Annotated in this window: 12 protein-coding genes; 8 read left to right on the top strand and 4 right to left on the bottom strand. The window is 71.1% G+C overall.

Translation table 11 applies throughout. From position 1 onward, the window contains the following. The first annotated feature begins 38 nt into the window (after positions 1–38). The 4 genes from ABZ906_RS16540 to ABZ906_RS16525 all read left to right on the top strand — a co-directional run bounded on the left by ABZ906_RS16540 (position 39) and on the right by ABZ906_RS16525 (position 3431). The gene (locus ABZ906_RS16540) at positions 39–614 is read left to right on the top strand and encodes a TerD family protein (RefSeq protein WP_190081432.1); all 576 of its coding nucleotides are present in this window, start codon (positions 39–41) and stop codon (positions 612–614) included. Positions 615–759: 145 nt separating this feature from the next. Continuing rightward, complete coding sequence (locus tag ABZ906_RS16535; RefSeq protein WP_361189501.1) at positions 760–1335, top strand: TerD family protein; 576 nt, start codon at positions 760–762, stop codon at positions 1333–1335. A gap of 64 nt (positions 1336–1399) precedes the next feature. Next, positions 1400–2548, top strand: coding sequence for a DUF475 domain-containing protein (locus ABZ906_RS16530; protein WP_361382563.1), 1149 nt, complete (start codon positions 1400–1402; stop codon positions 2546–2548). 148 nt (positions 2549–2696) lie between these two features. Beyond that, positions 2697–3431, top strand: coding sequence for a Tellurium resistance (locus tag ABZ906_RS16525; protein ID WP_361189506.1), 735 nt, complete (start codon positions 2697–2699; stop codon positions 3429–3431). A gap of 30 nt (positions 3432–3461) precedes the next feature. Here ABZ906_RS16525 and ABZ906_RS16520 read toward each other — a convergent pair whose 3' ends face one another. After that, positions 3462–4367: a TerD family protein gene (locus ABZ906_RS16520; RefSeq protein WP_361189509.1), complete on the bottom strand. Its 906-nt coding sequence runs from the start codon at positions 4365–4367 to the stop codon at positions 3462–3464. A gap of 181 nt (positions 4368–4548) precedes the next feature. Between ABZ906_RS16520 and ABZ906_RS16515 the strand changes: the two genes are divergently transcribed. The 4 genes from ABZ906_RS16515 (at position 4549) to ABZ906_RS16500 (ending at position 9500) form a co-directional block, all read left to right on the top strand. Beyond that, entirely contained in the window at positions 4549–5745 is a 1197-nt protein-coding gene (locus tag ABZ906_RS16515) for an HpcH/HpaI aldolase/citrate lyase family protein (protein WP_361382560.1), read from the top strand. A gap of 95 nt (positions 5746–5840) precedes the next feature. Further along, on the top strand, positions 5841–8432 hold the full coding sequence (locus tag ABZ906_RS16510; protein WP_361382557.1) for a phosphoribosyltransferase: 2592 nt from the start codon (positions 5841–5843) through the stop codon (positions 8430–8432). A 77-nt stretch (positions 8433–8509) separates the two neighbouring features. Beyond that, the gene (locus ABZ906_RS16505) at positions 8510–9253 is read left to right on the top strand and encodes an HAD family hydrolase (RefSeq protein WP_361189752.1); all 744 of its coding nucleotides are present in this window, start codon (positions 8510–8512) and stop codon (positions 9251–9253) included. Positions 9254–9287: 34 nt separating this feature from the next. Further along, positions 9288–9500 carry a zinc ribbon domain-containing protein gene (locus ABZ906_RS16500; RefSeq protein ID WP_361382553.1) on the top strand — a complete coding sequence of 71 codons (213 nt, stop codon included), beginning with the start codon at positions 9288–9290 and terminating at the stop codon, positions 9498–9500. Positions 9501–9849: 349 nt separating this feature from the next. Here ABZ906_RS16500 and ABZ906_RS16495 read toward each other — a convergent pair whose 3' ends face one another. Genes ABZ906_RS16495 through ABZ906_RS16485 form a run of 3 tightly spaced genes read right to left on the bottom strand, consistent with a single transcriptional unit; the run spans position 9850 to position 12174 of the window. Then, on the bottom strand, positions 9850–10842 hold the full coding sequence (locus ABZ906_RS16495; protein WP_361382550.1) for a sugar kinase: 993 nt from the start codon (positions 10840–10842) through the stop codon (positions 9850–9852). Continuing rightward, positions 10839–11483, bottom strand: coding sequence for a bifunctional 4-hydroxy-2-oxoglutarate aldolase/2-dehydro-3-deoxy-phosphogluconate aldolase (locus ABZ906_RS16490; protein WP_361382547.1), 645 nt, complete (start codon positions 11481–11483; stop codon positions 10839–10841). The genes ABZ906_RS16495 and ABZ906_RS16490 overlap by 4 nt, the downstream gene beginning before the upstream one ends. 37 nt (positions 11484–11520) lie before the next feature. After that, the gene (locus ABZ906_RS16485) at positions 11521–12174 is read right to left on the bottom strand and encodes a DUF4383 domain-containing protein (protein WP_361382544.1); all 654 of its coding nucleotides are present in this window, start codon (positions 12172–12174) and stop codon (positions 11521–11523) included. Between the last annotated feature and the right edge of the window lie 81 nt (positions 12175–12255).

Genomic DNA, 12255 nt, shown 5'->3' with positions numbered 1-12255 from the left:
GGGGCTCCCCGCCCCTGGACATCTATTTGGGAGGATTTGTGGGAGTCAGCCTCAGCAAGGGCGGCAACGTATCGCTGAGCAAGGAGGCCCCCGGCCTGACCGCGGTTCTGGTCGGCCTGGGCTGGGACGTCCGTACCACCACCGGTACGGACTTCGACCTCGACGCCAGCGCCATCCTGACGAATGCCGAGGGCAAGGTCAGCAGCGACGGCAACTTCGTGTTCTTCAACAACCTGAAGAGCCCGGACGGATCCGTCGAGCACACCGGTGACAACACCACCGGTGAGGGCGAGGGCGACGACGAGGCGATCAAGGTCGACCTGTCCGCCGTTCCGGCCGACGTGGACAAGATCGTCTTCCCGGTCTCGATCTACGACGCCGAGACCCGCCAGCAGTCGTTCGGCCAGGTGCGCAACGCGTTCATCCGCGTCGTGAACCAGGCGGGCGGCGCGGAGATCGCGCGGTACGACCTCTCCGAGGACGCCTCCACGGAGACGGCCATGGTCTTCGGCGAGCTGTACCGCAACGGAGCGGAGTGGAAGTTCCGCGCCGTCGGCCAGGGCTACGCCTCGGGCCTGCGCGGCATCGCGCAGGACTTCGGCGTCAACGTCTGAGCCGAGCAACACCCTCCGCCTTGTCGTCCGGCGCCGCACACCACGAGTGCGGCGCCGGACGTGCTCAAAACTCTTGTTCCCGGACAGGGGCGCCCGCACGGGGGCCCGGGGATTTCTGCTCACGAACCACGGGGAGGACCACATCATGGGCGTCACGCTCGCCAAGGGAGGCAATGTCTCCCTCTCCAAGGCCGCACCGAACCTCACACAGGTCCTGGTCGGTCTCGGCTGGGACGCGCGCTCCACCACCGGAGCCCCTTTCGACCTCGACGCCAGCGCGCTGATGTGCAACTCGGGCCGGGTCATCGGCGACGAGTGGTTCGTCTTCTACAACAACCTCAAGAGCCCGGACGGCTCCGTCGAACACACCGGTGACAACCTCACCGGTGAGGGTGACGGGGACGACGAGTCGCTCCTGATCGACCTCGCCAAGGTGCCCGCCAACTGCGACAAGATCGTCTTCCCGGTCTCGATCCACGACGCGGACAATCGCGGCCAGACCTTCGGCCAGGTGAGCAACGCGTTCATCCGCGTGGTCAACCAGGCCGACCACCAGGAGCTCGCGCGGTACGACCTCTCCGAGGACGCCTCCACGGAGACCGCGATGATCTTCGGCGAGGTCTATCGCTACGGCGGCGAGTGGAAGTTCCGTGCAGTAGGGCAGGGGTACGCGTCAGGTCTGCGGGGCATCGCTCTAGACTTCGGGGTCAATGTTTCGTAAAGCCGGGGACCGGCGCGGGGGAGACCGCTACACGGGAGCCCGTACACACACGATTGGGTAGCCAGTGCTTCTGAAAACCTTCGGCTGGTCGTTCGCGGTTACCGCGCTCGGCCTGGTCGCGGCGGTGTTCTACGGGGGGTGGACGGGTTTCGGGGTCGTGGCGATCCTGTCCATCCTCGAGATCTCGCTGTCCTTCGACAACGCGGTGGTCAACGCCGGAATCCTGAAGAAGATGAGTGCCTTCTGGCAGAAGATCTTCCTCACCATCGGTGTCCTGATCGCCGTCTTCGGCATGCGGCTCGTGTTCCCCGTCGCGATCGTGGCGATCAGCGCCAAGATCGGCCCCATCGAGGCTGTGCGTCTCGCGCTCAACGACAAGGACAAGTACCAGCAGCTGGTGACCGACGCTCACCCGTCGATCGCCGCGTTCGGTGGCATGTTCCTGTTGATGATCTTCCTCGACTTCATTTTCGAGGACCGTGACATCAAGTGGCTCGGCTGGCTTGAGCGCCCGCTCGCCAAGCTCGGCAAGATCGACATGCTGTCGGTCTGCATCGCGCTCATCGTGCTCATGGTCTCCGCGATGACCGTCGCCACCCACGCCCACCAGCACGGTGGCGCGCATGTGGACAAGGCACAGACAGTACTGATCTCCGGTATCGCCGGACTCATCACGTATCTGGTGGTGGGCGGTCTGTCCGGCTTCTTCGAGAACAAACTCGAGGAAGAGGAGGAGCGCGAGCACGAGGAGGAGGAAGAGGCCAAGAAGACGGGCAAGAAGGTTCCCGCGGTCGTCCTGGCCGGCAAGGCCGCCTTCTTCATGTTCCTCTACCTCGAGGTCCTGGACGCGTCGTTCTCCTTCGACGGCGTCATCGGCGCCTTCGCCATCACGAACGACATCGTCCTGATGGCGCTCGGCCTGGGCATCGGCGCGATGTACGTCCGTTCGCTCACCGTCTACCTGGTCCGCCAGGGCACCCTCGACGACTACGTCTACCTGGAGCACGGCGCGCACTACGCGATCGGCGCCCTCGCCGTGATCCTGCTCGTCACGATCCAGTACGAGATCCACGAGGTCATCACCGGCCTCGTCGGCGTCGTCCTGATCGCCTGGTCCTTCTGGTCGTCCGTGCGCCGCAACAAGAGGCTGGCGGCCGCCGAGGGCAACGGCTCGGGTTCGGACGAGAAGACAGAGGTCTCGTCGGGCGTGTGAGTTCGGGTCCGGCTCGTTCCCGGCGTGTGACCGGCGGATGAGTGAGGAACGCTTCTGAACGGGGCGGCCATCGAGGACGAGTCCTCCTGGCCGCCCCGTCGGCATTCGTGACGGGCCCATGGGGCTCCGGAAACTTTTGGGGGCGGCGATGTCCTTCTGGGACGGTCTATTCCGTGGGCGCTCGATGGACTTCGAGTCGGGGAGCGCCGCGACCAACTCCATCGAACTCACCAAGCGGCACCCGACGGTCTCGCTCAACAAACAGGGCGCGGCCACCGGCAATCTCCGGGTCAACCTCTCCTGGCAGATGCGGACGTCCGACATCATCGGCAAGCGCAAGGGCGGCGGCCTGCTGCGGCATCCTTTCCGGATGTTCCAGCCCGACGTGGTCCAGGCGCACACCCAGGGCGTGGTCAACGTGGACCTCGACCTCGGCTGCCTGTACGAGACGGTGGACGGCGCCAAGGGCGTCGTACAGCCCCTGGGCAGCTTCTTCGGGGATCTGAACGCACCGCCGTTCGTGAAGCTCAGCGGCGACGACCGGTTCGGTTCACCGTCCGGCGAGACGATCTACGTGAACCTCGACCACCGCGAGTCGATCAAGCGGCTGCTGTTCTTCGCCTACATCTACGACCAGACGCCGGCCTTCGACCGCACGCACGCCAAGGTGACGCTCTACCCCAGCAACGGGCCGCGGATCGAGATCGACCTGGACGAGCGCCAGCCGCAGGCACGCTCCTGCGCGATATTCACGCTGGAGAACGTCAAGGACGAGCTGGTCGTGCGCCGCGAGGTGAAGTTCGTCTACGGCTTCCAGGCCGAGCTCGACCGCCTCTACGGCTGGGGGCTGCAGTGGGGCCGCGGTTACAAGTCCAAGGTGTGAGCGGCCCCGCCCCGGGCCCTCGCCGCGGGCTCAGCGCGCCAGGAACTGCGGGCCCTGGGGCGGCAGCCGGAAGTTCGGGTCCGGCATCGGCGCCACGGGCTGCGGATAGCCGTAACTGGGCTGCGGAGCCGGAGCCGCGTGGGCGGGCGCGTGCTGCGGGTAGCCGTAGGAAGGCTGCGGGGCCGGCTGGTGGCGCGGGGGCTCGGGAGGGTAGCCGTACGCGGGCTGCGGGGCCGGGGCGGGGAAGGGCTGGGAAGCCGGCGCGTGCGTGGCCGGGACCTGCGGGGGCAGCGCCTGCGTGGCCGGTTCGGGCAGCGGCTGGTGATGCTGGGGGTAGGGCTGCGGCAGGGATGCCTCGGTCGTCGGCTCGGTCACCGCCTCCGACTCGTCCACGGAGATGCCGAAGTCACCGGCGAGACCCTCCAGGCCGTTCAGATAGCCCTCGCCGAGGGCGCGGAACTTCCACACGTCACCGCGGCGGTAGAGCTCGCCGCAGATGAGGGCGGTCTCGTCGCCCGTCTGCGGGGTGATGTCGAAGTAGGCGAGCGGTTCGGCCTCGCCCGCCGCGGCGTCGTACAGCAGGATGCGCAGGGCGCGTACGTGCTTGAAGGCGGTGTCGTCGGCGGATGCGACGAGCAGGACCCGGCTCACCGCCCCGTCCAGGCCCGCCAGATCCGTCTGGATCGTGTCGGTCGAGCCCTCGGAGAGGCCCCCGGTCACGCGCTTCTTGCCGAGCCGCCAGACCTTGTCCGACGGATGGCGCGGCTGGTTGTAGAAGACGAAGTCCTCGTCGGACCGCACGCGGCCGTCGGCGCCGAGCAGCAGGGCCGACGCGTCGACGTCCGGGACGCCCTGCCCGGGGGTCCAGCGCAGGACTGCGCGGACGGCCGTGGCTTCGAGCGGGACGTTCGACCCCTTCAACATCGCGTGCGTCATGCGGTCATCCTGCCTTCCCGGGTTCGAACGGGACAACGCGGGGGTGACGGTGTGTGGCCCGTGTGTCCGACACGGCCGGGTTACCTGAATTTCATGCCCATGGGGAACCCTTGACACCCGTCCCTACGTACTATTACCGGCCACATCACGTCGGGTCGCGCCGACGAGTACAGGGGAAATCATGCGTCATTTCGGGCATATCGCCCCAGAGGTGCGACAGCGTCTCTTCCATCGGGAGCCGTGCTCCTTCACCGCGGACTCCTCCCCGCGCCTGCTCGCCGCCGCACTCGGGGCCACGCTCTACAGCCCCGCCACGCGCCCCCGCCTGGCCGACGACATCCTGAAGCAGGCCGGACGTGGCGTGATCTCGATGGTGCTCTGCCTCGAGGACTCGATCGACGACGCCGAGGTCATCGGCGCCGAGGAGAACCTGGTCAGGCAGTTCGCCGACCTCGCGGAGCGGGACGCCGCGGGCCGTATCGGTGCGGACGCGGACGGTCCGGAACTGCCGCTCCTGTTCATCCGGGTCCGGGACCCCGAGCAGATAACCGACATCGCGGACCGCCTCGGTCCCGGCATCCGGCTGCTGTCCGGATTCGTACTGCCCAAGTTCACCGAGGAGCGCGGCGTCGCCTTCCTGGAGTCGCTCGCAGCGGCGGAGGCCGCGACCGGCCGGCGGCTCTTCGCGATGCCCGTCCTCGAATCGCCCGAGCTGCTGCACCTGGAGAGCCGCGCCGAGACCCTCGCCGGGATCGCCCGCACCGTCGACAAGTACCGCGAGCGGGTCCTCGCGCTGCGGCTCGGCGTCACCGACTTCTGCTCGGCGTACGGACTGCGCAGGCCGCCGCACATGACCGCCTACGACGTCCACATCGTGGCCTCGGTCATCGCCGACGTGGTCAACCGCCTCGGCCGCGCCGACGGCACGGGCTTCACCGTGACAGGGCCCGTGTGGGAGTACTTCCGCGTCCAGGAGCGGATGTTCAAGCCGCAGCTGCGCCGGAGCCCCTTCCTGGAGGGCCGGGCGGAGGAGCTGCGGCAGGCGCTCATCGAGCACGACATCGACGGGCTGCTCCGCGAGATCGAGCTCGACCGGGCCAACGGCCTGCTCGGCAAGACCTGCATCCACCCCTCGCACGTCCTGCCCGTGCACGCCCTCTCGGTCGTCACCCACGAGGAGTTCAGCGACGCCGAGGACATCCTGCGCCCCGAGCGGGACGGCGGCGGGGTCATGCGCTCGGCGTACACGAACAAGATGAACGAGGTGAAGCCGCACCGCGCGTGGGCCGAGGGGACCCTCATGCGCGCCGAGGTGTTCGGCGTCGCGCGCGAGGACATCGGCTTCGTGGAACTGCTCTCCGCCGGGCTCTCCGACTGACCCCGGCCGAGCCGGGTCTCCGGCCGACGGCGAAGAACGCAACGAAGAACGTAAATGCGGAAGAACCCAAGGAACCTAAGGACTGTGCGAGGACTGTGAACGACGACGTGGTGTGGTCAGGGACGTGGGTCGCCGAGCGGCTCGGCGTGGAGTTGGCCGGGGACCCGGGGCTGAGCGACCTGCTCGGCCTCGCCCTGCGCCGCAACCCGAAGCGGGCGCACCTCCTGGTGTCGAACGTCCTGGGCAAGCATGTGCCGCAGCTGCCCTCCGTCGTGTACGCGGCCGGGCACGACCTCGGCGTCCGGGCGCGCGCGCTCCTGGGCGACGCGGAGGCCCGGCGCGCGGTCGTCCTCGGGTACGCGGAGACGGCCACCGGCCTCGGCCACTGCGTCGCGGACGGCATCGGCCTCGCGCCCTACCTGCACTCCACGCGCCGCCCGGTCGACGGAGTGCGCAGGGCGGGCGGCTTCGAGGAGTCCCACTCGCACGCCACCTCGCACCTGCTGCTCCCCGAGGACCCCCGGCTGCTCACCAGGGACGGCCCGCTGGTCCTCGTCGACGACGAGTTCTCCACCGGAAACACCGTCCTCAACACGATCCGCGCCCTGCACGAGCTGTACCCGCGCGAGCGGTACGTCATCGTGGCGCTCGTCGACATGCGCTCCCCGCAGGACCAGGGCCGCCTGGCAGGCTTCGCCCGCGAGATCGGCGCGCGGGTCGACCTGATCACGCTGGCGTCCGGCACGGTGAGCCTGCCGGACGGGGTCCTGGAGAAGGGGCAGGCACTGGTCGAGGAGTACGAGGCTGCGGCGCTTCCCGCGCCGCGCAGGGAGGGCGGCTCTGTCGGCAGGGTCGACCTCGGCTGGCCCGCCGGGGTGCCGGACGGCGGGCGCCACGGCTTCGCGCCCGGGCACCGGGCGGCGCTCGACGCGGCGCTTCCGGGGATGGCGGACCGGATCGCGGAGGCGCTGGCTCCCGTCGCGGGACCCGGCCCTGCGCCCGCACCAGCCCCCACCCCTGCTCCCGCCCCCACCCCTGCTCCCGCCGTCGCCCCCGCTTCCACCCCTGCCCCCGCCCGCTCGCGCGTCCTCGTGCTCGGCTTCGAGGAGCTGATGTACGCGCCGCTGGCCCTCGGCAAGGCACTGGAGGAGCGGCTGCCCGCCGGTGCCGCGGAGGTGCGCTACTCCACCACCACCCGCTCGCCCGTGCTCGCCGTCGACGACCCCGGCTACGCCATCCGCAGCCGCCTCGTCTTCCCCGCGCACGACGCGCCCGCCGACGGACCCGGCGAGAGGTACGCGTACAACGTCGCGGGCGGCGGCTTCGACGCGATCGTCCTCGTGGTCGACTCCGTGGCCGACCGCCCCGAACTCCACGCCCCCGGCGGCCTGCTGGCGCAGCTCGCCGCGCACACTCCGCAGGTGCTGCTGGCCGTGGTGCCCTCGTACGTACCTGAGCGCGCCCCCGAGGACACCTCCAAGCGCGCCTCCGAGCACACCCCCGAAAGGCCCTCCATGCTGCCCGAGCCCCTTCGCGGCCCCGACTTCTCCTCGTACGCGGCCGAAGACGTCGGCTGGCTGCTCCAGGACCTCTCGGACGTACGGCTCGAAGCGCCCACCGAGGAGCGCGAGGAGGCGATACAGAGCGGTGGCGCGCACTACGCCGAGTCGCTGCCGGTCGAGTACCAGCCGAGCCCGCAGTACCAGGAGCTGTTCCGCGCGGCGCTCGGCACCTCCGCCGCGCGCATCGCGCAGGCCGTCGGCACCGTCACCGAGACCGTGCTCGCCGAACGCTCTCCCCGCCCCGTCCTGGTCTCGCTGGCCCGCGCGGGCACCCCCGTAGGCGTACTGATGCGGCGCTGGGCCGAGCACCGGCACGGCCTGGACCTGCCGCACTACGCCGTGTCGATCGTGCGCGGCCGGGGCATCGACGCCAACGCGCTGCGCTGGCTCGCCGCCCACCACGACACGGCCGACGTCGTCTTCGTCGACGGCTGGACGGGCAAGGGCGCGATCACGCGCGAACTCGCCGACGCGGTGCGGGAGTTCGAGGAGGCGGGCGGGCCCGCCGGCTTCAACCCCGAGATCGCCGTGCTCGCCGACCCCGGCTCCTGCGTGCGCACCTACGGCACCCGCGAGGACTTCCTCATCCCCTCCGCGTGCCTCAACTCGACGGTCTCCGGGCTCATATCGCGCACGGTCCTGCGCGCGGACCTGGTCGGACCCGACGACTTCCACGGCGCGAAGTTCTACCGCGAACTCGCCGGGACGGACGTGTCCGTCGACTTCCTCGGCGCCATCACGGCCCGCTTCGACGAGGTGACCGACTCCGTCGACGGCCGGGTCAAGGAACTGCTCTCCGCGGACCGGGCCCCGACCTGGGAGGGCTGGGCCGCCGTCGAGCGGATCAGCGAGGAGTACGGCATCCACGACGTGAACCTGGTCAAGCCGGGCGTCGGCGAGACGACACGCGTCCTGCTCCGCCGTGTCCCCTGGAAGATCCTGGCGCGCGCGGGAGCGGGGGCCGACCTCGATCACGTACGGCTCCTCGCGGAGCAGCGCGGTGTGCCGGTGGAGGAAGTGGCCGAACTCCCTTACACCTGCGTCGGATTGATCCACCCGAAGTTCACCCGCGGCGCCACCGGCACGGACGGCAAGGCGGTAGGCAAGGCGGTGGCCGCCAAGTGAGTACGCCCCGGACGGTGCTGGTCGCCAGCGATCTCGACCGCACCCTCATCTACTCCGCCGCCGCTCTCGGCCTGACCATGCCCGACGCCGAGGCGCCGCGCCTGCTCTGCGTCGAGGTGTACGAGAGCAAGCCACTGTCGTACGTCACCGAGACCGCCGCGGGTCTGCTCGACGAGGTGGGGCGCGGGACGGTCTTCGTGCCGACGACCACGCGCACGCGCGAACAGTACGGCCGCATCCATCTGCCGGGCCCCGCGCCGAAGTTCGCGATCTGTGCCAACGGCGGGCACCTGCTGGTCGACGGCGTCTCCGACGCCGAGTGGCGGGCGGCCGTCGACCGGCGTCTCGCCGCCGAGTGCGCGTCCCTCGACGAGGTCCGCGCACACATGGTGCGTGCCGCCGACCCGGCCTGGCTCCTGAAGGAGCGGGTGGCCGAGGACCTCTTCGCCTATCTGGTCGTCGAGCGGGCGCTGCTGCCGGAAGGGTGGGTCAAGGAGCTCGCCGTGTGGGCGGAGAGCCGCGGCTGGACGGTCTCGTTGCAGGGCCGCAAGATCTACGCCGTGCCGAAGCCGCTGACCAAGAGCGCGGCGGTGCGGGAGGTGGCCCGGCGTATCGGCGCGGACGAGATACTCGCCGCCGGTGACTCGCTCCTCGACGCCGATCTGCTGCTCGCCGCGGACCGCTCGTGGCGCCCCGGGCACGGCGAGCTGGCCGACACGGGCTGGACCGCGCCGGGGCTCACGGTGCTGCCGGAGCGGGGCGTGGCGGCGGGGGAGGAGATCCTGCGGGGCTTCCTGCACCACGCCTCGTCCGGCGTCTGACCTGTGGCCGGTCCGCTGCCGCTAGCCTTGGCCCATGCCTCGATACGAGTACCGCTGCCGTTCCTGCGGCGACACCTTTGAGCTGAGCCGCCCGATGGCCGAGTCCGCCGCCCCCGCGACCTGCCCCGCAGGCCACGAGGACTCGGTGAAACTGCTGTCAACGGTGGCAGTAGCCGGCACAGCCTCAGCCCCCACCCCCACCCAGGGAGCCGGAGGCGGTTGCTGCGGCGGGGGCTGCTGCGGCTGAGGGGGGCGCCCCGCAAGGGGCGCGGGGAACGGCGCGACGAGCCCCCACCGGCCCGCAGGGATCTACGCAACGAGCCCCGGCCAGCGCGGCGGCGGGGGCTGCCGCGGCTGAGGTGGCGCCCCGTAGGGGGCGCGGGGAACGGCGCGATCAGCCCCCACCGGCCCGCAGGGATCTACGCAACGAGCCCCCGCCAGCGCGGCAGCGGGGACCCGCGGCTGAGGTGGCGCCCCGTAGGGGGCGCGGGGAACGGCGCGACCAGCCCCCACCGCCCCGCGGAGACCAGACCAGACCGACCGCCCCACGGCCGGGGTCACCGCAAAGGCCAGCGCAGCGCCACCGCGCTACCCCGCTACCGAACGACAGTCCCCGCCCCCGCCCCCAACAACCCCAGTTCAGCCCGCGTAGGCGCCCCCTCCCAGTCCCCGTGCGACGCCACGGCGAACGCGCCCGTCGTCACGGCGCGGTCGAGGCGCCCCGCCACATCGGCCTCGTCGAGCAGCGCCGACAGATACCCGGCGACGAACGCGTCCCCTGCGCCCACGGCGTCCACGGCACGCACCGGCCGTGCGGGCGCGTGCAGTTCGCCCCCGGCGGTGTACGCCGTCGCCCCGTGGGCACCGAGCTTGACGGCGACCTCGCGCACGCCCTGCGCCAGCAGCCCGTCGGCCAGGGCGGAGACCTCACCGGCAGCGGCAGCAGCCGTCGACGGTACGCACAGGGGCAGTTCGTCGTCCGAGGCGATGAGGACATCGACGTACGGAATCCAGGACCGCATGACCCCGGCGGCCTCCTTCTCGCTCCACAGCCGTGAGCGGAAGTTGACGTCGAGGCAGACCGTCGTGCCGTGCTCCTTGGCGAGTTCGAGGGCGCGGCGGCAGGCATCGAGGGCGGCAGGGCCGAGAGCCGGGGTGATGCCGGTGAGGTGCAGGACGCGGGGCGCGCCGCCGGCGGCGAAGGCGCGCTCGACGGCGGACGCCGCCAGGCGCGAACCGGCGGAGCCCGCGCGGTAGTAGTGCACGCGGGTCACTTCGGGCAGCCGCGGTTCGAAGAGGATCAGCCCCGTGGGCGCGTCCCGGTCGCGCGACGCCCCGCTGACGTCGACCCCCTCGGCCCGCAGCGTGCGCAGCACGAGTTCGCCCGCCTCGTCGTCGCCGACGGCGCCCGCCCAGCGCGTCGCGTGACCGAGCCGGGCGAGGCCGATGGCCACGTTCGACTCGGCGCCCGCGATGGACACGTCCATCGATCCGCCCAGCTTGAGCGGGCCGCTGCCGCGCAGGGCGACCATGGTCTCGCCCAGCGTCAGGACGTCACGGACAGCGTCCCCGGGGTGCGCGGCGCTCATCGGCCCGCTCCCGTGACCGCCACGAACTCCGCCGCGCGCTTGCGCAGCGCGTCCAGGTCGCCGCCGTCCGCCGCGTCCCCGATGAGCGGGGAGCCGACGCCCACGGCGACCGCGCCGAGCGCCAGATACTCCTCGGCGGCCGCCGCGTCCACACCGCCCACCGGTACGAAGGGCAGGTCGGGGAAGGGGGCCCGCAGCGCCTTGAGGTAGGCGGGCCCGCCCATCGCCGACGCGGGAAAGATCTTCAGGGCCGTCGCGCCGGACGTGCTCGCCGCGATCACGTCGGTCGGGGTCAGCACCCCGGCCGCGACGGGCAGTTCCCGCCGCAGCGCCTCGTCCACCCCGGCGCCCAGGCCCGGCGTCACGATCAGGTTCGCGCCCGCGTCGGCGGCCCGCCGCGCGTCGTCCGCGGTCAGGACCGTGCCCGCGCCCAGCCAGGCCTCGTCGCCCAGTTCGGCGCGGGCCCGGCGCAGGACACCCGGGGTGTCGGCGCCGCTGAGGGAGACCTCCACGAGCGGCACTCCGGACTCGACGAGCGCCATGACCGTCCGGAAGGAGGCCTCCGCGTCGGTGCCGCGCACGATGGCGACCAGGCGCCGGGTCCGCAGGGCTTTACTGAAGGCAGTGGTGAGGTCCGACATGCCACCCAGACTCGCACAGGGCGTACGACGTGCCTGCTCAGGGTTGGTCCGCACGCTCCGGACGGTGTCCCGTCACGGCCTTGTGGGCCCCACGATCCCGCCCGCTCCCGACGCTCTCCGCGTGCCGCGCCCGGCCGCTTTCCAGGTGCCGTGCCCGCCCGCTCTCGACGTGCCGCACCTGTTCGGGGTGGCGTGCCTTCCAGTACGGGTTGTCGTGCGGCAGGGCCGAGCCGACCCGCCCGTACATGCCGAAGACCATCAGAAGCAGGCCCACCACGAAGCTGAACAGGACGTTCGGCATGCGGAAGGCGAGGAAGTTCAGGCCGGTGTCCAGGATGGCGAGGTTCACGAAGCCGCTGAGGACGAAGGCGCAGCCCAGGACCATGTTGAGCGTCGAGGCGAAGTTGCCGCCGATCACCATGCCGACGAACAGGAGGAGGCCGACGCAGATCGACAGGACGCTCAGCGCGCCGTTGGTGTTCAGACCGGCGACGGTGTCGCCCCCGGTGTCGAAGAAGCCGACCTTGTCGATCAGACCGAGGATGCCGAACGCGAGCAGGACGAGCCCCATGAGGCCCGCGCCGACGCGGTAGATCGTGCTGAGGTGGTGGTCGACGGGCAGGTGTTCGTTGAACGTGACACGTCGGCCGGGGCGCTTCGTCCCCGAGTGATGAAGTACATGCGTGGCCATGTCCGCCTCCCTTGGGTGCGCGCGGAGGCCGCTTCTGTACGGTGCTGCGGCGGACGCCGATCGCCTTCACCCGCGTACGGT

Origin of the sequence: Streptomyces sp. NPDC046925, assembly GCF_040644915.1 — a bacterium.
GTDB lineage: Bacteria > Actinomycetota > Actinomycetes > Streptomycetales > Streptomycetaceae > Streptomyces.
Note: the sequence above shows the minus strand (reverse complement) of the source record. Positions and strands in the feature narration are given on the sequence as shown.

Coding starts and splice junctions, on each gene's coding strand:
- ABZ906_RS16495 (WP_361382550.1), bottom strand. CDS start 10,842: ATGAGCGCCGCGCACCCCGGGGACGCTGTCCGTGACGTCCTGACGCTG.
- ABZ906_RS16520 (WP_361189509.1), bottom strand. CDS start 4,367: ATGACGCACGCGATGTTGAAGGGGTCGAACGTCCCGCTCGAAGCCACG.
- ABZ906_RS16485 (WP_361382544.1), bottom strand. CDS start 12,174: ATGGCCACGCATGTACTTCATCACTCGGGGACGAAGCGCCCCGGCCGA.
- ABZ906_RS16525 (WP_361189506.1), top strand. CDS start 2,697: ATGTCCTTCTGGGACGGTCTATTCCGTGGGCGCTCGATGGACTTCGAG.
- ABZ906_RS16500 (WP_361382553.1), top strand. CDS start 9,288: ATGCCTCGATACGAGTACCGCTGCCGTTCCTGCGGCGACACCTTTGAG.
- ABZ906_RS16515 (WP_361382560.1), top strand. CDS start 4,549: ATGCGTCATTTCGGGCATATCGCCCCAGAGGTGCGACAGCGTCTCTTC.
- ABZ906_RS16490 (WP_361382547.1), bottom strand. CDS start 11,483: ATGTCGGACCTCACCACTGCCTTCAGTAAAGCCCTGCGGACCCGGCGC.
- ABZ906_RS16505 (WP_361189752.1), top strand. CDS start 8,510: ATGCCCGACGCCGAGGCGCCGCGCCTGCTCTGCGTCGAGGTGTACGAG.
- ABZ906_RS16535 (WP_361189501.1), top strand. CDS start 760: ATGGGCGTCACGCTCGCCAAGGGAGGCAATGTCTCCCTCTCCAAGGCC.